This is a genomic window from Streptomyces sp. NPDC059166, from assembly GCF_042755185.1.
Taxonomy (GTDB): domain Bacteria; phylum Actinomycetota; class Actinomycetes; order Streptomycetales; family Streptomycetaceae; genus Streptomyces.
This window is the reverse complement of record NZ_JBHZCI010000013.1, coordinates 40,746-60,886: the sequence shown is the minus strand read 5'-3', so window position 1 is coordinate 60,886 and position 20,141 is coordinate 40,746. Positions and strand designations below refer to the sequence as shown.

Annotated in this window: 18 protein-coding genes; 10 read left to right on the top strand and 8 right to left on the bottom strand. The window is 71.3% G+C overall.

The window, feature by feature from the left end:
- Nucleotides 1–11 precede the first annotated feature (11 nt).
- On the top strand, nt 12–368 hold the full coding sequence (locus tag ACFXOA_RS12400; protein ID WP_385025699.1) for a hypothetical protein: 357 nt from the start codon (nt 12–14) through the stop codon (nt 366–368).
- Between the two features lie 67 nt (nt 369–435).
- On the opposite strand, the gene ACFXOA_RS12395 is transcribed toward ACFXOA_RS12400, so the two are convergent.
- Together ACFXOA_RS12395 and ACFXOA_RS12390 are read right to left on the bottom strand one after the other, a co-directional pair.
- Complete coding sequence (locus ACFXOA_RS12395) at nt 436–1,059, bottom strand: TMEM175 family protein (RefSeq protein WP_385025696.1); 624 nt, start codon at nt 1,057–1,059, stop codon at nt 436–438.
- Nucleotides 1,060–1,161: 102 nt separating this feature from the next.
- Nucleotides 1,162–1,425 (bottom strand): DUF5133 domain-containing protein, encoded by a 264-nt coding sequence (locus ACFXOA_RS12390; protein ID WP_385025693.1) that lies wholly within the window; start codon nt 1,423–1,425, stop codon nt 1,162–1,164.
- A gap of 197 nt (nt 1,426–1,622) precedes the next feature.
- On the opposite strand from ACFXOA_RS12390, the gene ACFXOA_RS12385 reads away from it, so the two are divergent.
- Nucleotides 1,623–2,276: a DUF998 domain-containing protein gene (locus tag ACFXOA_RS12385; RefSeq protein ID WP_385025690.1), complete on the top strand. Its 654-nt coding sequence runs from the start codon at nt 1,623–1,625 to the stop codon at nt 2,274–2,276.
- A gap of 82 nt (nt 2,277–2,358) precedes the next feature.
- Here ACFXOA_RS12385 and ACFXOA_RS12380 read toward each other — a convergent pair whose 3' ends face one another.
- From ACFXOA_RS12380 to ACFXOA_RS12370, 3 genes are all read right to left on the bottom strand, one after another.
- Nucleotides 2,359–3,174, bottom strand: a complete 816-nt coding sequence (locus ACFXOA_RS12380; RefSeq protein ID WP_385025687.1) for an SAM-dependent methyltransferase — start codon at nt 3,172–3,174, stop codon at nt 2,359–2,361.
- A gap of 226 nt (nt 3,175–3,400) precedes the next feature.
- Nucleotides 3,401–4,399: a polysaccharide deacetylase family protein gene (locus tag ACFXOA_RS12375; RefSeq protein WP_385025684.1), complete on the bottom strand. Its 999-nt coding sequence runs from the start codon at nt 4,397–4,399 to the stop codon at nt 3,401–3,403.
- Between the two features lie 104 nt (nt 4,400–4,503).
- Nucleotides 4,504–5,496 carry a glycoside hydrolase family 11 protein gene (locus tag ACFXOA_RS12370; protein ID WP_385025681.1) on the bottom strand — a complete coding sequence of 331 codons (993 nt, stop codon included), beginning with the start codon at nt 5,494–5,496 and terminating at the stop codon, nt 4,504–4,506.
- A 599-nt stretch (nt 5,497–6,095) separates the two neighbouring features.
- On the opposite strand from ACFXOA_RS12370, the gene ACFXOA_RS12365 reads away from it, so the two are divergent.
- The 3 genes from ACFXOA_RS12365 (at nt 6,096) to ACFXOA_RS12355 (ending at nt 10,357) form a co-directional block, all read left to right on the top strand.
- The gene (locus tag ACFXOA_RS12365) at nt 6,096–6,665 is read left to right on the top strand and encodes a TetR/AcrR family transcriptional regulator (protein ID WP_385025678.1); all 570 of its coding nucleotides are present in this window, start codon (nt 6,096–6,098) and stop codon (nt 6,663–6,665) included.
- Between the two features lie 52 nt (nt 6,666–6,717).
- Complete coding sequence (locus ACFXOA_RS12360; RefSeq protein ID WP_385025675.1) at nt 6,718–7,908, top strand: SGNH/GDSL hydrolase family protein; 1,191 nt, start codon at nt 6,718–6,720, stop codon at nt 7,906–7,908.
- 277 nt (nt 7,909–8,185) lie between these two features.
- Nucleotides 8,186–10,357 (top strand): SpoIIE family protein phosphatase, encoded by a 2,172-nt coding sequence (locus ACFXOA_RS12355; RefSeq protein ID WP_385025672.1) that lies wholly within the window; start codon nt 8,186–8,188, stop codon nt 10,355–10,357.
- 60 nt (nt 10,358–10,417) lie between these two features.
- Here ACFXOA_RS12355 and ACFXOA_RS12350 read toward each other — a convergent pair whose 3' ends face one another.
- From ACFXOA_RS12350 to ACFXOA_RS12340, 3 genes are all read right to left on the bottom strand, one after another.
- Nucleotides 10,418–11,863, bottom strand: a complete 1,446-nt coding sequence (locus ACFXOA_RS12350) for a glyceraldehyde-3-phosphate dehydrogenase (protein WP_385025669.1) — start codon at nt 11,861–11,863, stop codon at nt 10,418–10,420.
- A 105-nt stretch (nt 11,864–11,968) separates the two neighbouring features.
- Nucleotides 11,969–13,462, bottom strand: coding sequence for a sulfatase-like hydrolase/transferase (locus ACFXOA_RS12345; RefSeq protein ID WP_385025666.1), 1,494 nt, complete (start codon nt 13,460–13,462; stop codon nt 11,969–11,971).
- A complete protein-coding gene (locus ACFXOA_RS12340; protein ID WP_385025663.1) occupies nt 13,459–14,424 on the bottom strand; it encodes a TauD/TfdA dioxygenase family protein in 966 nt (321 codons plus the stop codon). The genes ACFXOA_RS12345 and ACFXOA_RS12340 overlap by 4 nt, the downstream gene beginning before the upstream one ends.
- Before the next feature lie 532 nt (nt 14,425–14,956).
- Between ACFXOA_RS12340 and ACFXOA_RS12335 the strand changes: the two genes are divergently transcribed.
- The 5 genes from ACFXOA_RS12335 (at nt 14,957) to ACFXOA_RS12315 (ending at nt 20,120) form a co-directional block, all read left to right on the top strand.
- Complete coding sequence (locus tag ACFXOA_RS12335; RefSeq protein WP_385025660.1) at nt 14,957–16,174, top strand: ROK family protein; 1,218 nt, start codon at nt 14,957–14,959, stop codon at nt 16,172–16,174.
- Nucleotides 16,171–16,332: a putative leader peptide gene (locus tag ACFXOA_RS12330; RefSeq protein ID WP_385025657.1), complete on the top strand. Its 162-nt coding sequence runs from the start codon at nt 16,171–16,173 to the stop codon at nt 16,330–16,332. The genes ACFXOA_RS12335 and ACFXOA_RS12330 overlap by 4 nt, the downstream gene beginning before the upstream one ends.
- Nucleotides 16,333–16,679: 347 nt before the next feature.
- The gene (locus tag ACFXOA_RS12325) at nt 16,680–18,272 is read left to right on the top strand and encodes an ABC transporter substrate-binding protein (RefSeq protein ID WP_385025654.1); all 1,593 of its coding nucleotides are present in this window, start codon (nt 16,680–16,682) and stop codon (nt 18,270–18,272) included.
- 1 nt (nt 18,273) lies between these two features.
- Nucleotides 18,274–19,218, top strand: a complete 945-nt coding sequence (locus tag ACFXOA_RS12320) for an ABC transporter permease (RefSeq protein WP_385025651.1) — start codon at nt 18,274–18,276, stop codon at nt 19,216–19,218.
- A gap of 2 nt (nt 19,219–19,220) precedes the next feature.
- A complete protein-coding gene (locus ACFXOA_RS12315; protein WP_385025648.1) occupies nt 19,221–20,120 on the top strand; it encodes an ABC transporter permease in 900 nt (299 codons plus the stop codon).
- The last annotated feature ends 21 nt before the right edge of the window (nt 20,121–20,141 follow it).

Sequence of the window (20,141 nt, the reverse complement as noted above, 5' to 3'; positions counted from 1 at the left end):
AGGAGGAGGTCATGGAAGGGATCTGGAACTGCCGGGCGGAGCTGGGCCGGCCGATCGAGGACGATGTGATCGGCTACGAGGTCGAGGCGCGGGACGGGAGTGTGGGCCCCGTCGTCCGGCTCTCCCCGGTACCGGGCTTCGACCACCTCGTCGTGGACGCCGGGGTCTGGAAGTTCGGGAGGAGCTTCGTCGTCCCGGCCGGCCTGGTCACCGCCGTCGACGACGGCGGACGGGTGATCAGGGTCGGATGCGACAAGGAGCAGATCAAGGACGCGCCGCGCTTCGAGCGCGACCAGGACACCGGTGACCTGTTCTATCTGCGCAGGCTCGGCGCCTACTACGAGTCGCTCGTCCTCACGACGGAGTGACGGCGGGTGCCACCGGGCGCCCCCGACCGGCGCGCCGCCGGCCCGCCCTGATCAGGAGAGGTACGGGTCAGGAGGAGTACGGGCGGCGGCTGCGCCGGCCGAGCACGACCTTGACCGGTACGAGCGCCAGCCACGACCACATGGCAGCGGCCGGAGAGAGCAGGAAGGCCAGGGGGACGGTGGCCCCGAAGACGCAGGCGGTTCCGCAGAGGTCGGCCGCCACCGACCGGACGGTCGCACGATCGGCCGGACCGGACGGTCCGGCCGATCGCACGCCGGTCCTCAGCACCGCCAGCTCGAGCAGGTTCGTAAGGCTCACGGAGCCCGCGTACACCGCCACGGCGAGTGGTTCGTAGGCGTACTCCGAGAGCAGAGCCGTCGGGAAGGGGATGAGCGCGATGGTGCCGAGCCAGATGAGCGCCAGTTGCAGAGCCGGGCCGTCGAACCGGGGGACGAGTGCCACGATCCGCCTGTTGTCGTGCCAGAACGCCGAAAGGATCATGAAACTCAACGCGTAGGCACCCAGGTCCGGCACCGCGTCGCCGACCGCGTCGCGGAAGCCCTTGTCCGACAGACCGGGCGGGACGTGGACGTCGAGCACCAGCAGTGTCATGGCGATGGCGAAGATCCCGTCGGACAGCGCGGTCAGCCGCTCGGTCTTCCGGTCGTCGCCAGCTCCGCTCTCCGCCACCCGGACAGCGTCCCGGTGCCAGGACGCCGCCGGGCGGGATTAGGCCGACGGCGGGCATGCCGCGAAGGGCGGCCCCACCCGTACGCCCGCCGGCGCGTACGGTCAGGCGGAGAGGAGGCTGTCGTCCTGCTGCGCCGCGACGGGCCTGCGCAGCCCGGGGGAGACGGTGGCCCGCATGCCCAGCATGGAGTCCGCGGCCTGGAGCGCCTGGCGGACCGCCTGGGTGCCGGTCATCACGCACAGGGTGTAGGAGGCGTCCTCGAGGGCCCGGGCCGTCACCTCGGTCGGACGCCGGGCGTCCTCGATCCGGGCGTCGGCGTAACGGGCCAGGGCCACTCTCAGGTCCTGCGGACTGGGGGTCAGCACAGCGGGTTCTCCTCTGGGTTCGATCCACGCCCGGGGTGGTTCACCAGGGCACGAGCCGTCGTCGTCGACCGGAGCGCGCGGCGTTCGGAATCCCGCCATCTGATCCGGCGTCACCCGTCTACCCGGTCGCGTGCGGAGTACGCCTCCCCCTGCGTGTGCACCGGCGTTCGGCCGGGCGGACGTTCTACCGTGCAGCGATGCGATCCGTGCCCTGGTGGGCCCTGCTCTCCTCGATCAGCGCCCCGATCCTCCTCGTCGGTGGATGGTCGGTCTCCGCGGAACTCCAGGGGCCCGGCTACGATCCCGCCTCCTCCACGATCAGCATCCTCGCCGCGGACGGGGCCGGGGGGTACTGGGTGATGACGTCGGCCCTGCTGGCACTGGGCGCCTGCCATGTGACCACCGCGTGGGGGTTGCGCCCCGCCGCCGTCCCGGGGCGGGTGGCGCTCGCCGCAGGCGGACTCTCGGCGATGCTGCTGGCGCTGTTCCCGGCACCGAGCAGTGGGGGGTCCTTCTCCCACGGCGTGGTCGTGGCCATCGGGTTCTCGCTGCTCGCCGTCTGGCCGGTGCTGGCCGTGCGGCGTGGCCGCGGCGCGGTTGCCCGCGAGTACGACGGGGGGCCTGGGGCGGCGATCCCGCTGCGCGCGGACCCGGTTCCCTGGGGGCTGCGCCCGGTGCCCTCCGTCACGGCGGCGGCGCTGATGTGGCTCGGCGGCGCGTGGTTCCTGCTCGCACTGTTCGTGCTGGGCACGGCGGGGGCGGCCGAGCGGGTGATCACGTTCGCCCAGTCGTTCTGGCCGCTCGTGGTGGTCGTCTCCTGCTCGCGCCAGGCCGGTGGCCGGGCGGTGTGAGGGGTGCGGGCCCGGCCGTCCCCGGGTCGGTCCTCCCGGGGACGGCCGGTCACTCGGCGGCGCGCTGCGGCACGCCCTTCGACTACGGCTTGCGGCCCACGGCCACGTAACCGGCCGCGGGTACGCCCTCCTGCCCGGCGACCGGCTCACCCAGTTCGGGGTGCCAGGCATCGGCCGTGGCGATGCCCGGCTCGACGATTTCGAAGCCGCCGAAGAACCTGGCGAACTCGTCGCGGGTGCGGGGCGCCAGGGTGAGGGCGTTGGCCTTGTACATCTCGTTGACCTTCCGGGCCTCCTCCGGAACGAAGTCGGCGGTGATGTGCGAGAGCACCAGGTGGCTGCCCGGCGCGAGCGCCTTGCTCAGCTGTTCCACCACCTCGTGCGCGCCGTCCTCGTCGCTGACGAAGTGCAGCACGGAGATCAGCGAGAGGGCGACCGGCTGCCCGAAGTCCAGGGTCCTGGCCGCGTTCTCGAGGATGAACTCCGGGTTCCGTGCGTCCGCCTGGACGTAGTCGATCGCACCCTCCTCGGTGCCCTTGAGCAGGGCGCCGGCGTGTGCCAGGACGATCGGGTCGTTGTCGCAGTAGACCACGCGGGCGTCGGGCGCGATCCGCTGGGCCACCTGGTGCAGGTTGGGTTCCGTGGGGATGCCCGTGCCGATGTCGAGGAACTGCCGTATGCCCTGGTCCGCCAGCCAGCGGGTGGCGCGGTGCATGAAGGCCCGGTTCGTCTTCGCCATGACGGGGACGCCGGGTTCCACGGCGAGCATCTGGCGGCCCATGGCCTCGTCCACCGGGTAGTTGTCCTTGCCGCCGAGGAACCAGTCGTACATCCGGGCGGGATGGGGCTTGCTGGTGTCGATACGCAGCGAAGGGGCGTCGTGCTCCGGTCGGGACATGGGTGAACTCCTGAATGGCGCGGCGTCGTTGATCAGTTGACGAACAGAATAGGCAACCTGACCCCCGTATCGCGGCCGTGGGGCCAAGTCAGGGTCTGCACGCAGGATTTCGCCGGTCCACGAGACCACTCGGCGCCGTGCCCGGTGCGCGGGTCCTCGCTGGGCGGTGGGACGCCGGCCGGCTCACGGCCGGGGCGCCCCACCGGTGTCGCCGGCCGCGGGCCGGTCAGTTCGTGGTGCAGGAGACGGTCGGCCAGGTCCAGTTGCCGTTGGCCTGGATGGTGGTGCCGAAGGTGTTGCCGTTGCCGTTGGGCTTGGCGGTCATGATCTGTGAGCTCGGGTAGGTGGCGGTGGTGTTCCAGGTGGAGAGGACCTTGGCGGGGGAGGGGATGTTCATGGTGACGGTCCAGTTGCTCGAGCCTGCGACCGTGACGTTCAGGTTGTAGCGGTCGCTCCACTTCTGGCCCGCGCTGACGGTGGCCGTGCAGCCGCCCCCACCGCCCCCGCCGGTGCCTCCACCGTCCGGTGCCACGGCCCTGCCGGTCTGCGGGGAGATCATTCCGGCGCACAGCCCTCGGCCGGCGAGTCCCTGCGCGATGCGCGGAATCGCGGCGAGGGTGTTCGCCGGCCAGTCGTGCATGAGGATGGTCTGGCCGTTGGTGAGGCGGCCGGCGGCCTGCACGATCGCGTCGGTGCTGGCGTTGTTCCAGTCCTGCGAATCGACGTCCCAGATGATCTGGGTGAGGCCGTACTTGGCGGCCGCCGCCTGCACGGTGGCGTTGGTCTCGCCGTAGGGAGGGCGGAACAGCTTGGGAGTTCCCCCGCCGCCGGCGGAGATCGCCTGCTGGGTCCGGGAGATCTCCGATTCCACCTGGGCCTGGCTCATCTGCGTGAGGTGCGGGTGGGTGTAGCTGTGGTTGGCCACCCACATCCCGGCGTCCACCTGGGCGCGCACCTGAGCGGGGTTCGACGCGGCGTACTGGCCCTGGTTGAACATCGTGGCCCGCAGCCCGTTCTGCCGCAGCGCGTTCAGCAGGGCGGGTGTGCTGCTCGACGGACCGTCGTCGAACGTGAGACCGACGTAGCCGCTGCAGGCGGCGGCGGTTGCGGGGGTGGCTGCGGTGGCGGTGGCGGAGCCGGCCACCACCACGGTGGTCGCCGCCAGGGCTGTCACCGCCAGGGCGGTGACAGCGCGGGGGAGCGGGAATCGTGCGGAGAGGCGCATGCGGGTTCCTTCGTCCTTCGTCCTGAGGGGGTGTACGGCCGGTTCCACGGGCGACGCCGGGGCGCGCCGCCCGTGGAGGGAGAGCCCGTGGGTGGGCGGGCCGGTCAGTTCGTGGTGCAGGAGACGGTCGGCCAGGTCCAGTTGCCGTTGGCCTGGATGGTGGTGCCGAAGGTGTTGCCGTTGCCGTTGGGCTTGGCGGTCATGATCTGTGCACTCGGGTAGGTGGCGGTGGTGTTCCAGGTGGAGAGGACCTTGGCGGGGGAGGGGATGTTCATGGTGACGGTCCAGTTGCTGGAGCCTGTGACCGTGACGTTCAGGTTGTAGCGGTCGCTCCACTTCTGGCCCGCGCTGACGGTGGCCGTGCAGCCGCCCCCACCGCCCCCGCCCCCGCCGCCCGATGTGCCGCCCACGTCGATGCTGGAGCTGCCGCTGCTCTGGTAGCCCTCGGTGGCCATGATCATGTAGTTGAAGGTGCCGAGGTTCATGCCGTTGCGGGCCCACGCGTCGAAGTGGTTGCCGGTGGTGATGGTGCCTCCGGTCCGCTTCGACTGCCGGACGCTCCAGAACTGCTTGAAGGTGCGGGTGCCCTCGATGGAGGGGGCGTTCACCCGCGTGGTCTCGTAGATGTCGTACGTGCCGCCGTCGCTCGTGACCGTGCCCTTGAAGGTGCCGGTCGGGCGGTAGGTGCCCCAGTTGTCGACGATGTAGTACTCCACGAGCGGGTTCGTCGACCACCCGTACAGCGTCAGGTAGGCGTTGCCGGACGGGTTGAAGCTGCCCGAGTACGTCACGCTCCTGCGTCCGCCCGTGCTCCAGCCCTTTCCGGCGACGAAGTTCCCGGTGTTGCTCCAGGAAGTCCCGTAGCTGCCGCCGGCCCCGAGGCTCATCGAGACCGTGCCGGGGCTGTCCGTCCAGAAGGAGTAGTAGTAGCCGTTGTCCGTCCCGGTCTTGTTGGAGTTGACGACGGTGTCGGCGCTGGCCGTGCCCGGCAGCGCCAGTACGGCCACCACGGCCGTGACGGCCGCGGCGGCGTTGCGGATGGCCCGTCTGAAGCGGCCGTGGGTACGGCTCGTCGAGCGGGCGGGTGCGTCGTTCATGCGGGTGCTTCCTCCTCGTCCTGATGGGCCGGGTAGGGGTCCGGGCAGCGCGGGACCGCCTTCGGTGGGGGCATGGAGAGGCGGGGTGACGCCGAGCTGTGCTGTCGTGCGCGGCCCGGCCGGACCGGTGGAAGGCCGTCGTAGGGCGGCCTGGTGGAACACCGGGTCAGGAGCGACCTGGATCGGCGGTGGTGAGGTCTGCCGACGGCCAACAGTTTTGATCTGCCCCTGTCAGGTGTCAATCCTTTCGGCGAGAATTCCGAAAGAGTCGAAATCCGATGCCGGGCGGAGTTGACGGAAAACACCAGCTCAGCGTGAATGATATGGCGTGTGGGGGTGTTCGTTCATTGCCTGCGGGGAGAAGTGTGCCGTGGTGGAGTGCCAGGCATTTCGAAAGTTTCGAAATCGAAGATCGGTGTTGCGAAAGGGTATTCGCCCCGCTCGCCCCGTCCGCGTCATCCCTGGGTCGGGAAGGGGGTTCGCGGGGTCCGGGGCACGCCGGTGTGGGTGGCGGGGGTGCATTCGCTTAGGGTGGCTTGTGATTTGCCTAGGGGTACTAGGGAAACGCATGATCGCACGTCTCGAAGAGGGTGGTATCCATGGCGCGAGCGGGCCTGAACGCTGAACGTCTGACGCGGGCCGGAGCCGATATGGCCGACGAGGTCGGCTTCGACAAGGTGACCGTCGCCGCCCTCGCGCGGCAGTTCGGCGTCAAGGACGCCAGCCTCTACTCGCACCTGAGGAACTCCCAGGACCTCAGGACCAGGATCGCCCTCCTGGCCTTGGCGGAGATGGCCGACCGCGTGGCCGCGGCGCTGGCGGGGCGGGCGGGCAAGGACGCGCTGGAGGCCTTCGCGAACGCCTACCGGGACTACGCGAGGGAGCACCCCGGCCGCTACGCCGCCGCGCAGACCCGGCTCGACCCGGAGACGGCCGCGGCGAGCGCGGGCGGTCGCCACGCCGCAATGACGCGGGCCGTGCTCCGCGGGTACGACCTGAGCGAACCCGACCAGACCCACGCCGTCCGGCTGCTCGGCAGTGTCTTCCACGGATACATCAGCCTGGAGTCGGGCGGGAGTTTCAGCCACAGCGAGCCCGGCACGCAGGAGACCTGGTCACGAGTCCTGGACGCCCTCGACGCCCTGTTGCGCAACTGGCCCGCTCCCTGACGCGGCCTCTTCCACCGGACCTGACACCCACATACCCGACAGGCGGCCGAGAATGACCACCCATCCCCCTCTCACCACGATCCCCCTCACCGGCGAGATGCTGCGCGGAGCCCTCGACCTGGAGCGCACCGAGCACGGACTGCTGCCGCACCGGCTCCCTGCCCGTGCCCGGTCCCAGAACACCGACGGCCAGCTCGCCATGGCGCAGGCCCAGCCGTCCGGCGTACGGATCGCGCTGCGCACCCGGGCCACCGTCCTGGAACTGGACACGCTGCCCACCAAGCGCGTCTACGTGGGCGCGCCCCCGCGCCCGGACGGTGTGTACGACCTCCTCGTCGACGGCCGGCCCGCCGGGCAGGCCGTGGCTGAGGGCGGCAACGCCCTGATCATCGACATGGCGACCGGAACCACCGGGACGAGGGCGGGAGCGGTGGCCACGGTCCGCTTCGACGGTCTGCCGGTGGGGCCGAAGGAGGTGGAGATCTGGCTGCCGCACAACGAGACCACCGAACTGGTCTCCCTGCGCGCGGACGCCCCGGCGGATCCCGCCCCCGACCGTGGCCGCGCCGTCTGGCTGCACCACGGCAGCTCGATCAGCCAGGGCTCGGACGCGGCGAGCCCTGCCACCACCTGGCCCGCGCTCGCCGCGGCGCTCGGTGGGGTGGAACTGGTCAACCTGGGGTTCGGCGGGGGCGGCCTGCTGGATCCCTTCACCGCCCGGGCCATGCGTGACACCCCCGCGGACCTGATCAGCGTCAAGGCCGGAATCAACCTGGTCAACACCGATGCCATGAGGCTGCGCGCCTTCACCCCCGCAGTCCACGGATTCCTCGACACGATCCGCGACGGGCACCCCCGCACGCCGCTGCTCGTCGTCTCGCCCCTCCTGTGCCCCATCCACGAGGAGACCCCGGGCCCCAGTGCCCCGGATCTCGACGCGCTCGGCGAGGGGAAGCTGAGCTTCCGGGCCGCGGGGGATGCCGCCGAGGCCGCCGCGGGAAAACTCACGCTGGTCGCCGTCAGGCGCGAGCTCGACCGGATCGTCGGGCAGCGGGCGGCCGAGGACCCGAATCTGTACTACCTCGACGGTCGCGAGCTGTACGGCGAGGCGGATGCCGTCGAACTGCCGCTGCCTGACGCACTGCACCCCGACGCCGTCACCCACCGCCGCATCGGCGAGCGTTTCGCGCGGCTCGCCTTCGCCCAGGGCGGTCCGCTCGCGGCGCCGCCCGCACGCCGCTGAACCTGCCGGTCCGGCCGGTCCTGCCGACCCGGTCGGAAGACCGGGGAGACCGGGGCGCGGACGGGACCCGATCCCGCCCGCGCCCCGGCGCCACGGCTCACATCCGCCTCCTGATCCGGATCCGTACGGCTCCTCGCACTTGCGTCGCGGTCCCGCCCGAACGGCCCATGGCACCACCCGCGACGGTTGAGAGCCAGGTCACACGCGGGCATTCTTGGACAAGGGCCGAACCACGTGTTCGCGTGCGACCCGCCGAGGGAGGACGAGTGATGGGCCCATGACGGCGGACGAGACCGGCCCGTCCGGCCCGCCCGGAAACGGCGGACGCCCGCGGGAACACTCCGCTGCCACCCCGCCGGCCGGGCCCGCCGAGGCCGGTGTGGCGTCCGACGAGCGGCGCCGCGGGATCCTGGAGCAGTTGCCCGTCCCGGTCGCGTTCTTCGGCAGGGACCAGCGGCTCGCCATGGCGAACGGGGCTGCCTCGGTCGGCAGGACGGAGGCCGAGATGCTCGGCCTGCGGCCCGGTGAGATCGAGCCCGGCCTGTTCCTGGAGGGCGGCGAAGGGCTGTCCGAGGCGCTCGACCGCGTGCTGGAGACCGGCGAGGCCGCCACGTACGAGATGCACCTGAAGGCGCAGCACGGTGATCACGTCTGGCAGGCCGCGCTCTCGCCCGTGAAGGACCCCGCCGGCGAGGTACAGGGTGTCTGCGTCGTGATGATGGACACCACGGAGCAGTACTGGGCGAGCCGGCGCCTGGCCGTGCTGAACAAGGCGAGCCTGCGCATCGGCAGCACCCTCGACGTGGGGCGCACCGCCGAGGAGCTCACCGAACTGGCCGTCGAGGAGTTCGCCGACTTCGTCAGCGTGGACCTGCTCTCGGAGGTGGTGGCCGGCGACGACGCCGTACCCGACCGTCGCAGGGGCCCGATCCGCTTCGAGAGGGCGGCCCAGGGGTCCGTACTCGAAGGCTGTCCGGAAGCGGTCGTCTCCCTGGGCGGGACGCACGTGTACGACCGTGACTCCGTGGTGGGCCGCGCGCTCGTCCACGGCGAGCCCGTGCGCATGCTCGTCGACGACGACGCGCTGCCCCGCTGGATGAGTGGCGACCCCGCGCGCCTGCGGGCCATGCGGCGGTACAGGATCCATTCCGTCCTCGTCGTGCCGCTGAGCGCGCGCGGGGTCACCCTCGGCGTCGCGCAGTTCTGCCGGCACCGAACGCCCAGGCCCTTCGGTGCCGGCGATCTCCAGCTCGCCACCGAACTCGTGTCCCGCGCGGCCGTGTGCGTGGACAACGCGCGGCGCTACACGAGGGAGCGGGAGACGGCGCTCGCCCTCCAGCGCAGTCTTCTGCCACGCCGGGCGGCCAGGCAGAGAGCCGTCGACGTCACCGCACGCTATCTGCCGAACACCGGAGGCAACGGGATCGGAGGTGACTGGTTCGACGTCATCCCGCTCTCCGGTGCCCGTGTCGCGCTGGTCGTCGGAGATGTCGTGGGCCACGGGGTCCACGCCTCCGCGACGATGGGCCGGCTACGCACCGCGGTACGCACGCTCGCGGACGTCGATCTCGCACCGGAGGAGCTGCTCACCCAGCTCGGCGACCTGGTGCTCACGCTCGACCGCGAGCAGCCGGCCAACAGCCCCGAGGGCGCCCGGGTGACGGGCGCGACCTGCCTCTACGCGGTGTACGACCCGGCCACCGGGTCGTGCACCATGGCGCGTGCGGGGCATCCCGAACCGGTGCTCGCCCGCCCCGACGGCACCGTCGAGGAGCTCGCCCTGCCGCCCGGCCCGCCCCTCGGCGTGGGCGGCAGCGCTTTCGAGGCGGCGGAGTTCGAGCTGCCCGAGGACAGCCGGCTCGCCCTGTACACGGACGGCCTGATCGATGCGGCCGGCAGCGATTCCGCAGCCGCCGTGGCGGAGCTCCGCGCGGTACTCGGCCGTCGGGGGCTCTCCCTGGAGGAGACCTGCGACACCGTGACGAACACGCTGCTCAGAGGGCAGCAGAACGACGACGTGGCCCTGCTGCTCGCCCGGACGAGGAGGCTCGACGCCGGGCACTACGCCGTATGGGACCTGCCCGCGGATCCGGCCGTCGTCTCGAACGCGCGCAAGCGGGCGTCGGCGCAGCTGACGGCCTGGGGCCTGGACGACGCGGCGTTCACCACCGAACTTGTCGTCAGCGAGCTGGTCACCAACGCCATCCGCTACGGAGGGGATCCGATCCGGCTGCGGCTCATCCGGGACGCCGCGCTCATCTGCGAGGTCGTTGACGGCAGCAGCACCGCTCCTCACCTGCGCCGCGCCCGGATGTTCGACGAGGGGGGACGCGGCCTCCTGCTCGTCGCGAGTCTCACCCGGCGCTGGGGCACCCGCTATTCGGGCACGGGCAAGACCATCTGGGCCGAACAGCCGCTCCCCGGAGCGGAGGAGGCGGATCTGCTGTGAGGGTGACGCCCCGGCATGGGTCCCCGGCATCCCCGCCGGAGGCCGAGGACCCTGGGGGCGTCAGACGGCGGGCGCCGGGTAGGTCGGGTACTCCACGCCCGAGACGTGCTGCACGACCCGGATGACCTGGGAGGAGTAGCCGAACTCGTTGTCGTACCAGAGGTAGAGGATCGCGTTGTCACCGTCGACCTTGGTGGCTCCGGCGTCGACGATCGAGGCGTGACGCGAGCCGATGAAGTCGCTCGACACCGCGTCCGGTGCGGTGATGAAGTCGATCTGGCGGCGCAGCGGCGAGGTCAGGGACACGTCGCGGAGATGTTCGAGGACTTCCTCGCGCGTGGTGCCCCGCTCGAGCTGCAGGTTGAGGATGGCGATCGAGACGTCCGGCACCGGGACCCGGATGGAGCTCCCGGTGATCTTCGCCTTGAGATCCGGCAGCGCCTTCGTGACGGCCGAGGCGGCCCCCGTCTCGGTGATCACCATGTTGAGGGGTGCCGAGCGCCCGCGACGGTCGGAGTTGTGGTAATTGTCCAGCAGGTTCTGGTCGTTGGTGAACGAGTGGACGGTCTCCACGTGTCCGCGCACCACGCCGTACTCGTCCGCCATCGCCTTCAGCGGCGGAACGATGGCGTTGGTCGTGCACGAGGCGCAGGAGATGATCCGCTCGTCCGGCTTGATGGTGCCGTGGTTGACGCCGTGCACGATGTTGGGGACGTCGCCCTTGCCCGGCGCGGTCAGGACGACCTTCGCGATGCCGGGCCGCAGGTGCCGGGACAGGCCCTCACGGTCACGCCAGCGGCCCGTGTTGTCGATGAGGATGGCGTCCTTGATGCCGTACGCCGTGTAGTCCACCGACGTCGGGTCGTCCGAGTAGATCACCTGGATCTCGTTGCCGTTGGCGATGATCCTGCTGTTCGCCTCGTCGACGGTGATCGTGCCCTGGAACTGGCCGTGGATGGAGTCGCGGCGCAGCAGGGAGGCTCGCTTCACGATGTCCTGCCCGGCACCCCGGCGCACCACGATGGCGCGCAGGCGCAGGCCGTTGCCGGAGCCCGTCTTCTCGATGAGCAGACGGGCCAGGAGGCGGCCGATGCGGCCGAAGCCGTACAGGACGACATCGCGCGACTCGCGCCGCTCCGTCTTGTCGGGCCCGGTCGCCCCGGCCACCGCCGCGGCGGTGAACGCGTCCACCGACAGCCCCCGGCCGTCGCTGCGGTAGGTCGCGGCGAGCATGCCCAGGTCGATCTGTGACGGGCCGAGGTCGAGGGAGGCGAGGGCGCGCAGGAAGGGCAGGGTCTCCGTGACCGAGAGCTCCTCGCCGGCTATCTGGCGGGCGAACCGGTGGGTCTTGAGGATGCTGACCACCGACTTGTTCACCAGGGAGCGGCTGTGGAGCAGGATCGTGACGTCCCGCTCCCTGTGCAGCTTCCCGATGATCGGGATCATCGACTCCGCGATCTCCTCGCGGGTCTTCCAATTGGTGAACGAGTCCTCGGTGGCAGTCACAAGTCCATCTTTCGAGCTAGGCGGTGCTCATATGTTAGCCACACCGATTTCCGGTGACGCCATCGGCGTCACCGGGCACTCGTTCCACCACACCGGCCGCTTCGCTCAAAGGCGCTCCACCGCCGTCTCCGGCCGGTGGACGGGGCGGTGTCCGAACCGCACGCCCTCCCAGGGGGCCGTGCCGGGGAAGGACTCCGCGCGACGCTGCCCGGCGGGGCGGGTGGCCGCGTCCAGGATCGCGGGCCGTACCCCCTCGACCCGCTCGAGCCAGTCGAGCAGCTCCACACGCAGCCCGTCCGCCACCGTCCGGTGCGAGGCGAGCCCGGCGAGGTTGTCCAGCTGATGGGGATCGGCCTCGAGGTCGTACAGCTCGGTCTCCCTGTACTCGCCCGCGCCCGGCTCGTTCCACGCGTCCGCGTCCGGCGCGTCCACCACATAGGTCCACCGCGCGGTGCGCAGTGCGCGCCCCACCCTGTCCTCGCTGATCTGCACGAGGACGGAACCTGCGCGTCCGGGGTCCTGACGTCCGCCCGTCAACGGCAGCAGGGACCGGCCCTGGACGCCGCCGGGCACGGGGAGGCCCGCGGCGTCGAGCAGCGTGGGCATCAGGTCGACCGTGCTCACCGGGTGCCGTACGAGCCCGCCACCGGTGAACCCCGGCCCGGTGATCGCCAGAGGCACCCGCACCGACGCGTCGTGGCCCGAGCGCTTGTACTCGCCGTTGCGGGTGCGGAAGTGGGACCCGTGGTCGGAGGTCCAGGCCAGTACGGTCCGGTCCTCGGTCCCGAGACTCCGCAGCGCGTCCCTCAGACGGCCCACGCCTTCGTCCACCCGCCGGATCTGGGCGAGGTAGCCCGCGAGGTGCCGGTGAGCGCCACCCTGCGGTGCGCCCGGTGAGAGGGCGGCCAGGTCCGGCGGCAGCCAGGAGCCCTCGAACCGTCCGCGACCACCGTCAGGGGCCGGGTGATCGTCGGTGGCGTTCTGGTGGTGCGGCTCGAGCAGGGAGACGAACAGGAGGTAGGGGCGGTCGTGATGGTCGGCCGCGAAGCGGATCGCGGCATCGATCAGTGCGTCCGACCGGTATCCGGGCAGCCGGACCGGCTCGCCGTCCTCGTCGTACACCACCGTGCGGTAGGCGTCCGAGGTGAACTCGAGACGGTCCGAGGCCAGCCACCGCTCGTAGCCGCCGCGCCGTTCCCGAGGTACGGGACCGTCGGGGCCGTCCTCCCCGGCCAGGTGCCACTTCCCGATGTAGCCGGTCGTGTACCCGGCGGCCGCGCACGCCGCCGCGAGCGTGGGGATGCCTTCGGGGAGCCGGATGCCGTTGCGGAACACACCCGACGCGGTGGGGAAGCGGCCCGTCTGGAGGGCCGAACGGGCAGGAGCGCAGACGGGGTTGGGAGTGATGGCCTGTTCGAACAGGGTCCCCTCGCGGGCGATCCGGTCGAACTGCGGCGTCACCCCCGCGCGGTTGCCGTACGCCCCGGTCGTGTCCCAGCGCTGCTGGTCCGTGAGGATGACGATGATCTGGGGGCCGGCCCCGGCGGACGGTGACCGTGCACCGTCCGCCGGGGCGAGCGGGAGGGAGCCGCCGGTCATGCGTGCGACCGCTCCGGCTCCGAGGCCGTCGACGCGCCCGACGGGATCCCGTACGAGGGGGCGGGGACCTCCTCGGGGCTGATCAGCTTCGAGGAGCGGCCGTCGGTACCGACCGGGACGTCACCGTCGATGGTGACGCGGCGGAGCTTGCGCTCGTGCGCGTCGGAGTCGTCCACCCCGTAGTGCTGCGTGGCCCGGTTGTCCCAGATGGCGACGTCGCCGGCCTCCCACTGCCAGCGGACGGTGTTCTCCGGGCGCTCGATGTGGGACTGGAACAGGCCGAGCAGTGCCTGGGAGTCACGACCCGTCAGGCCGCTGATCCGCTGGACGAAGTTGCCGAGCAGCAGCACCCGTTCGCCGGTCTCGGGGTGCACCCGCACCACCGGGTGCTCGGTGAGGAACTTCGTCGAGGTGAACACCTCCCGGTACTGGGCCAGGGCCTCGGGCAGCGCCTCGGGGCGCACCGCCGCGTAGTCGTAGTCGTTGGAGTGCACCGCTCGCAGGCTGTCGGCGAGCACCCGCAGGGGCTCGGGCAGTCCCGCGTACGCCGCCCCGGTGTTCGACCACAGGGTGTTCCCGCCGTACGGCGGGACGACGACGGCACGCAGGATCGAGAAGGCGGGGTAGGCGGGCACGAAGGTCACATCGGTGTGCCACTGGTTGGCGCGGCCACCGTGGTCGGAGTCGATGCCGAGGGAGTAACGGCCGTCCGCGGAGGGGACGGTGGGGTGGGCCACCGGGGTGCCGAGGAGTCGGCCGAACGCCTCGTGGCTGTCCTCGTCCAGGTGGTCCTGGCCCCGGAAGAAGACGACCTTGTGCGCCAGCAGGGCCGCCCGGACCTCGGCGACGGTCGCCGGGTCCAGATCACCCCCGAGGCGTACTCCGGAGATGACGGCGCCGATCCGTCCGCCGATCTTTCGGACGGTGACGGTGGAGGCGGGGGCGGTGGTCGTGGAAGACATGGGAGATCCCTTCGGGGCGTGTGAACGGCCTGGGCCGATTGATTAATCTCGGAGAGGAAGTAATTACGCTGAGAGAGACTCCGGCCCTCGGAAGGCTCCGGGCGAGACGTGCTGTGCGCAGGAGGGCCGCAGAGGTGCGAGGCGGAGCGGGGCGGAACGCCCGGCCCCGGCCGGGAAGGCCGGATCAGGCGGAAGGACAGCGGCCCGGACACGCCGCCGGCGCGGTGGTGCCGCCGGTGCGGACCGGCCGAGCGGTGGGAACGGCCGTCGCGAACATGTCCTGGAGACTTCCAGCGTCCCGCCGTGGACGTCAAGCAGCCTTCCGGTGCTCCGAAGATGTGCGGGGGTGGTTGAATCAGCGCTCGCACCGCCCAGGGCGACGCCCCGTCAAACTGGCTCCGAGCTGCGAATACCCGCTCATCACGAGGGTGGCTCCAGCCCTGCCGCAGGCGGGGTGAACGGACCCCCGGCCATTTCACGCCGCCGTAACGTTGCGACCGCACCATGTCGCTGGACCGAAGGGAAACCCCTCATGCCGGCCGCCCCGCACATCCTCCGGACGACCGGCGACCCGCGGCGTGAGGCGAACGCCGCCACCGTCCTGCGTACGGTCCTCGACCATGGTCCCGTCGCCCGGAGGGCGATCGCGGAGCTCTGCGGCCTCAGCCCTGCCGCCGTGTCGAGGCAGTGTGCCGACCTCTCCCGGCTCGGTCTGGTCAGGGAGCTGTCGGGGCAGGCGGTGAGCAGCGGTGTCGGCCGGCCTCAGATCCCCGTCGACCTGCACACCGGTGCGACCTCGGGGCCGGTTGCGGCCGGCATCCACATCGGTGTGCCCGCCTCCACGTTCGGCCTGATGGACCTCCGCGGGCAGCTGCTCGCCAGGCGCCGATTCCCGCACGACGGGATCGGACCGCAGGACATGCCGGGCGCAATCGTCGAAGCGATGCGGGATTTCCTCGAAGGGGCGGTAGGGGGCCGGCCCCTGCTGGGGGTGGGCGCGGCCCTCGGCGGATGGGTGGACCCGGAGCGGGGGACCGTCGTCCGGCATGACGCGCTGGGCTGGCACCGGCGGCCGCTCGCCGATGAACTCGCCCGGGGGCTGGGCGGGATCGAGGTGCGGATCGACAACCACGCCCGGGCCGTCGCCCAGTCGGAGATCCTCTTCGGCCGCCCGGCCGCCCGCCGCGGTCTCATCCACCTCTTCGTGGGCAATGTGGTCGACGCGGCCCTCGGTATCGCCGGGGTGGTCCACCAGGGGCCGGGCTCCGGCGCCGGTGACGTCGCCCACCTGCCCGTCCCGGACTCCACGGTGCTCTGCCCGTGCGGCAGGTCGGGCTGTCTCGAGGCAACCGCCTCCAACACGGCGGTCGGGGTCACAGCGGTGCGCCGCGGGATCGTGCCCGAGCCGGACGCCTTCCTCGTGGTGGACGCGGCGGCGGCGGGAGACCGTCGTGCCGACCGGCTGCTGCGTGAGCGGGCCCGTGCGGTGGGGCGCGCGGTCGCGCTGCTGCTGGACGTCGTCAATCCCGATCTCGTGGTGGTCACCGAGCACTCCAGCCTGCTCGACCCCGACTACCTCGAGGAGATCCGCGGTGCGGCGGTCGATCTCTCTCATGTCTGCGATGATCCCGAACGCATCGTCGGTCCGCATGCCGGGACGGCTGCACTGCCTGTCGCGGCCGGTACCGTCCTGTTGAATCCGCTGTTCAGGAGGCCTTTCGAGGCGGCCCGGAGGGCGGTCGCACAGTGAGTGCGGCACGGCGCCGAGTATCAGGATGCGGACGGACCGGGTTGACCGTCCGGCGAAGCCGCTGCCATATTGCTCCCGTGAACCCGGACAAGCGCCTCATCTCCCGCAGGCACGTCGACCTCTGTCGACAGGCCAGCGCGGTCTGTGCCCGCGACTGACCCCGGCCTCTTCCCACCCGGCCCCGCGCGATCGGCGCGGTGAGGGACGCACCCCTCGGACCGGTGCGTGACCCCCTGGACGACCCGCGCTCCCCAGGGTGTTGTTCCCCGAGCCGGCATCACCCCTGAGGTCAGGGCTGTCCCGCGTCCTTCCTCGGCATGAACCAGGGTGGGTCCGCGCAGTCCCTCCGGGACCGCTGACACCCCGTGCCGGAACGATGTGGCCCCTATTCGTACCGCAGCGGAAGAAATCGAAGCGGAACCGGCCGACGTGTGAGCGGCCGACGCCGCCGCACCCCTTCCCTCGGCCTCCCTTCACCATCCCTACCCGTCACAGGCAGGCTCCGATGACCGAGCTGTACTCCAACGCGCCCACGGGACCCTCCCGGCGCTCCGCACTCCGCGCCGCCGGCGGCGGCACCCTGCTCCTCGCGGCGGGACTGGCGGGCTGCCGGTCGGCGGTCTCCGAGGCCTCGTCAGGTTCCCGGAGCGAGAGCGCCACCCCCCGCCGTGGAGGCACCCTCCAGGTCGCCGTCAACAGCGACTTCACACCCGCACTGCTCTTCTCGCAGAGCGGGCAGTCCCTGCAGCACAGGCTGATCTACAACACCCTCACCCGTTACGACGACCGGCTCAGCCCGAAGCCGGAGCTCGCGAAGTCCTGGGTGTACGCCGACGACGGGCGGAGCATCACGCTGCGCCTGCGTGACGACGTCACCTTCCACAACGGCCGGCCCTTCACTGCCGACGACGTGGTCTTCGCGGTGAAGAACCTTCAGAATCCCCTGCGTGCGGCACAGCTGAGAGCCACCGCCGCCGCGGTCACCGGCTTCGAGAAGCGCGGCGAGCACGAGCTGGTCCTTAGACTCGCGCATCCGGTGAACAACCTCTTCGACCTCTTCGAGTTCATGATCATCTCGGATCCGGAATCGGTGGAGGACGCCGTCGCGGGAAGGAAGCTGATCGGCACCGGCCCCTTCCGGCTCACCAGGTGGAGCCCCGGCTCCGGGCTGAGCCTGGAGCGCAACGACCACTACTGGCAGCCCGGCCGCCCTTATCTCGACGGCGTCGAACTGCGCGTGATCCCGCAGGCCGACGCGCTCATATCGTCACTGCGCTCCGGCCAGTCCCAGCTCTCCTTCAACGTGCCGGGCAAGAACCTCGCCGCCCTCAGGAGCGACACACGGCTGCGCATCAAGGACTACGACACCGGGGGCGGCGCCGTGTACCTCGGCGTCAACACGACGGTGTCCCCGCTGAACGACCGGACGGTCCGTCAGGCCCTCGCCCGGGCCGTCGACCGCGACAGGCTGCTCGAACAGGCCCTGGGAGGCTACGGTCTGGCCTCCTCCGCCCCGTGGCCCAAGTCCTCGCCCGCCTTCTCCGAGTCGCACCGCACCCACTACGCCCATGACCCGGGCAGAGCCCGGGAACTGCTGCGCTCCACCGGCCACCGCTCGCTCCGCTTCCCGCTGCTGCACGTCGCCCTGCCCGGCGAGACGGCGATAGCCGAGTCCGTCCAGTACGACCTCGAACAGGTCGGGGTCCGGGTGACGCTCGAACCCACCGATCCTGCGACGGCCCAGAAGAAGCTGATCTCGCAGGACATGCCCGCCCTGTGGACCGCGGGACACGGCTTCGCGCAGGTGCAGCCGTCCACGCTCGCTGTGAGCGCCTATCCGTTCAACGAGGCCAGGAACACCTCCCGCTACCGGTCCGGCCGGTACACCGAGGTGGTGCGCGAGGCATGGACGAAGCGCGAGCAGACACCTGCGGCCGCGAACGCCCTGCACGAGAACATCTCCCGCATCCTGCTCGACGAGGCCTTCATCATCGACCTCGTCGTCCGCGGGCAGGTCCAGGTGTCCGCGGCCGGGCTGCACGGCGCCACCCTGAACAAGTTCTCCTACCTCGACCTCGACAACGCCTACCTGGTGTGACATGCGCGGCTATCTGCTCCGGAGGATCCCCTCCGCCGTCCTCGTCCTGGTCATCGCCTCCTTCCTCGTCTTCACCCTTCTGCGACTCGTCCCCGGCGACCCGGCCACCACGCTCGCGGGTCCCGACGCGGACGCGGCGACCGTCGCCGCGATCCGGGAGCGGCTCGGGCTGGACGCCCCGCTGCTCACCCAGTACCTCCACTGGATCGCCTCCCTGGCGACGGGCGACCTCGGCCCCTCGTACGCGATCGGCGGCCGGACTGCCGACCTGATCCGCGACGGACTCGGCGCCACCACCGAACTCACCCTGGCCGCACTCGCGTTCGTCGTCCTGATCGGAGGAGCCTTCGGCATACTGGGCGCGACCTCGCGCAGCCGCTGGACGCGTTCCACGATCCGGGCGCTCACGACCGCGGCCCTCGCGGTGCCGCCCTTCGTCACGGGCGTCGTGCTCGTGCTCCTGTTCGCCGTGGTGCTCGGTGTGCTGCCGGCCGGCGGACGCGTCGCCTTCCTCACCGCCCCCGACCTCGCGGTCCAGTACCTCGTGCTCCCCGCGCTCTGCCTCGCCCTGCCGAGCGCGGCCGTACTCGGCCGCTATCTCAAGGACGGCATCGAACACGCACTGGCCGAGGACTACGTCCGCACCGCGACCGCCGCCGGGGTGTCCCCCCGACGGCTCCTGTGGAAGCACGCCCTGCCGAACGCGCTCCCGCCGGCCGTCACGCTCCTCGGCATGCAGACCGGGCACCTCCTCGGCGGCGCCGTACTCGTCGAGGCGATCTTCGCCTGGCCGGGTCTCGGCCGGCTCGCCGAGCAGGGTCTCGTACGCCGCGACTACCCGGTCGTCCAGGACCTCCTGCTGATCCTGGTCGCCGTCTTCGTCCTCGTCCAGCTCTTCACCGACCTCGTGTACGCCTGGCTCGATCCCCGGATCAGGTGGGAGTGACCATGACCGCACCGACCGACGGCGTCCTCACCGGACCGCCCCCTCCCACGACCTTCCGGAAGCCGCCGGGCCGCCGCCGAGGCCGCCCGCGGCACCCCTACCGCAGCGCACTGTCCACCGCCCGCGCCCGCACAGGGCTCGTCCTGGTCGGGGCCGTGGTGCTGGCCGGCCTCCTGGCGCCACTCCTCGCGGCCCACGGCCCCACCGGCCAGAGCGCGCAGAGCCTCGCGCCCTTCGGAACACCAGGCCACCCACTCGGTACGGACGACCTGGGACGCGACCTGCTCAGCCGCCTGCTGTACGGCATACGCGCCGACCTCGGGATCATCGCCCTGGCGGTGCCCCTCGGAGCCGTACTCGGCTGCCTCGCGGCGCTCCTCGCCGCCTCCCACCCGGTGGCGGACACGATCGTGCAGCGTGTCTTCGACCTCGTCCTCGCCTTTCCCGGCCTGATCCTCGCGCTCGCCGTCACCGCGATCCTCGGCCCCGGCCGTACCCCCGTCGTCCTCGTCATCGCTCTCGCCGAGATCCCGGTCTTCGGCCGGCTGCTGCGGGGGTCGGTGCTCGTCCAGCGGGAACGCGAGTACGTCACCGCGGCGCGTGTCGGCGGCAGTTCGGGGCGGCGCGTGCTGTTCCGGCACATCCTGCCCAACGCGGTGGACCCGCTGATCGTCCAGATCGCGGTCTCGCTGACCGTCGCGGTCTTCATCGAAGGAGCGATGAGCTTCCTCGGTGTGGGCGTACGCCCTCCGGAGCCCACCCTCGGAGCCGTACTGAGCCAGTCCCTGCCCTACCTGTCCGAAGCCCCGCACTTCGCCGCGGGCCCCCTGACCACCGTGACCGCGCTCGTCCTCGGACTCTCGCTCGTCGCCGAGGCGCTCAACCGGGAGATACGCCGATGACCGCGCAGGAACTCCTCGAAC

Excerpts from the sequence above, each read along its gene's own strand:
- ACFXOA_RS12320 (WP_385025651.1), top strand. The coding sequence starts at position 18,274 with ATGCGCGGCTATCTGCTCCGGAGGATCCCCTCCGCCGTCCTCGTCCTG.
- ACFXOA_RS12315 (WP_385025648.1), top strand. The coding sequence starts at position 19,221 with ATGACCGCACCGACCGACGGCGTCCTCACCGGACCGCCCCCTCCCACG.
- ACFXOA_RS12370 (WP_385025681.1), bottom strand. The coding sequence starts at position 5,496 with ATGAACGACGCACCCGCCCGCTCGACGAGCCGTACCCACGGCCGCTTC.
- ACFXOA_RS12365 (WP_385025678.1), top strand. The coding sequence starts at position 6,096 with ATGGCGCGAGCGGGCCTGAACGCTGAACGTCTGACGCGGGCCGGAGCC.
- ACFXOA_RS12345 (WP_385025666.1), bottom strand. The coding sequence starts at position 13,462 with ATGACCGGCGGCTCCCTCCCGCTCGCCCCGGCGGACGGTGCACGGTCA.
- ACFXOA_RS12380 (WP_385025687.1), bottom strand. The coding sequence starts at position 3,174 with ATGTCCCGACCGGAGCACGACGCCCCTTCGCTGCGTATCGACACCAGC.
- ACFXOA_RS12355 (WP_385025672.1), top strand. The coding sequence starts at position 8,186 with ATGACGGCGGACGAGACCGGCCCGTCCGGCCCGCCCGGAAACGGCGGA.
- ACFXOA_RS12325 (WP_385025654.1), top strand. The coding sequence starts at position 16,680 with ATGACCGAGCTGTACTCCAACGCGCCCACGGGACCCTCCCGGCGCTCC.
- ACFXOA_RS12340 (WP_385025663.1), bottom strand. The coding sequence starts at position 14,424 with ATGTCTTCCACGACCACCGCCCCCGCCTCCACCGTCACCGTCCGAAAG.
- ACFXOA_RS12400 (WP_385025699.1), top strand. The coding sequence starts at position 12 with ATGGAAGGGATCTGGAACTGCCGGGCGGAGCTGGGCCGGCCGATCGAG.
- ACFXOA_RS12360 (WP_385025675.1), top strand. The coding sequence starts at position 6,718 with ATGACCACCCATCCCCCTCTCACCACGATCCCCCTCACCGGCGAGATG.
- ACFXOA_RS12335 (WP_385025660.1), top strand. The coding sequence starts at position 14,957 with ATGCCGGCCGCCCCGCACATCCTCCGGACGACCGGCGACCCGCGGCGT.
- ACFXOA_RS12385 (WP_385025690.1), top strand. The coding sequence starts at position 1,623 with ATGCGATCCGTGCCCTGGTGGGCCCTGCTCTCCTCGATCAGCGCCCCG.
- ACFXOA_RS12375 (WP_385025684.1), bottom strand. The coding sequence starts at position 4,399 with ATGCGCCTCTCCGCACGATTCCCGCTCCCCCGCGCTGTCACCGCCCTG.